This window comes from Burkholderia sp. Ac-20384, assembly GCF_017104605.1.
In the GTDB taxonomy this organism is placed as follows: domain Bacteria; phylum Pseudomonadota; class Gammaproteobacteria; order Burkholderiales; family Burkholderiaceae; genus Burkholderia; species Burkholderia lata.
This window is the reverse complement of the sequence record NZ_JAAGPE010000654.1, coordinates 1-1,469: the sequence shown is the minus strand read 5'-3', so window position 1 is coordinate 1,469 and position 1,469 is coordinate 1. Positions and strand designations below refer to the sequence as shown.

Sequence of the window (1,469 nt, the reverse complement as noted above, 5' to 3'; positions counted from 1 at the left end):
GATGAACGTGCCGCGTCCGTGCCGCGACGGCATGCCGCGCGCGAGCAGCGTCTGCGACAGCCACGCCAGCGCGAGACTCAGCGGCGACGTGACCGCGACGAACAGCGCGAACATGCGCCCCGCCTCGTGCGGCCCGAAGCCGAGCCCGAGCTGCAGGTAGGTCGGCATCCACGTGAGCGTCATCGCGAGAATCCAGTTCGCCGCGAAATGGCCGAGAAAGTTGCCGAGCACCGTGCGGTCGGTCAGCAGCCGCCCGTACGGCACGCGTTCGCCGCCGGCCGCGCGCGGGCCGCGCGACAGCGTGCCCTCCTCGCCGACCACCGCCCACGCGATGCACCACACGGCCCCGAGCACCGCGAGCAGCGCGAAGTTCGCTCGCCAGCCCCAGTGCGACGTGACGACCGGAATCGCGAGCCCCGCGATCAGCAGGCCGAGCGCGCTGCCCTGGTGCAGCAGTGCGACCGGGAGATTGCGTCGCGTATCGGGAAACCATTTGTAGATCGCATGCGTCGCGACCGGCGACGCCGGCCCCTCGCCGATGCCGAGCAGCACGCGGCACGCGATGACGACCCAGATCGAGCTCGCGGCGAGCATCGGCAGTTGCAGCAGCGCCCACGCGGCCGCCATCGCGAACAGCAGCCATTTCGCGGGCCAGCGGTTCGCGGCGATGCCGCCCGCGACCGCCGCGACCGCGAACAGCCAGTTGAGGCTGCCGCCGATCACGCCGAACTGCGTCGGGCTCAGATGCAGGTCGCGCATCATCGGTACCGACACGAGGCCGAGCACGACCTTGTCGAGAAAATTCACCAGCATCATCAGCGCGAGCATCGTCGCGATGGACCACGCCCGTCCGGGGCGGTACTGCGCACCATTCGTCATGGCTGTCTCCTGTTTCGTTATCGTCGGCGGCCGGTGGCGTCGCGCTATCCGCCGCCGTGCTCGCCGGGCGCCGGCACCCGGTCGTCGCCGTCCGGCAGGCCGAGCGAGAATTTCACCGGGAAGCGCACCGCGAGCGACCGGTCGGCCGTCACCTCCCGCGCGACGCCGCCCGCGCGCACGTGCGGATCGTCGAACACCGCGCCCGCGTCGGGCACGCGCGACACCGGCAGCCCGAGCGCGCCGAGCACGCGCATCCAGTCGTCCTGCGTGCGCGTCGCGAAGGTCGCGCGCAGCAGCGCGCCTAGCGCGTGCCGATGCTGCTGCCGGCCTTCGCGCTGCGCGAAACGCGGTTCGCGCAGCGCCGGATACGCGTCGCCGAGCGCATCGGCGAACGTGGCCCAGAACTTGTCCTCGAGCGTCGCGAGCACGATGTGCCGCCCGTCGGCGGTCTCGAACAGATCGTTGTCGGGCATCACCCAGCGCGCCGTGTCGTGCGAATCGCGACCGGTGCGCAGCGCCCACGCGGCCGGCGCGGTCCACGCGAAAATCGCGTCGTGGATCGACACGTCGAGATGCTGGCCGCGCCCGCA

General features: G+C 71.7%; 2 protein-coding genes. Both read right to left on the bottom strand.

Features of this window, described 5'->3' with window-relative positions; genetic code table 11:
• Nucleotides 1–879: MFS transporter (locus G3O00_RS42625; RefSeq protein WP_206146590.1), on the bottom strand; the 879-nt coding region annotated here is incomplete at its 3' end.
• 44 nt (nt 880–923) lie between these two features.
• Nucleotides 924–1,469, bottom strand: a 546-nt coding sequence (locus tag G3O00_RS42620; protein ID WP_206146589.1) for a CoA transferase, incomplete at its 5' end; no start/stop codon positions are given.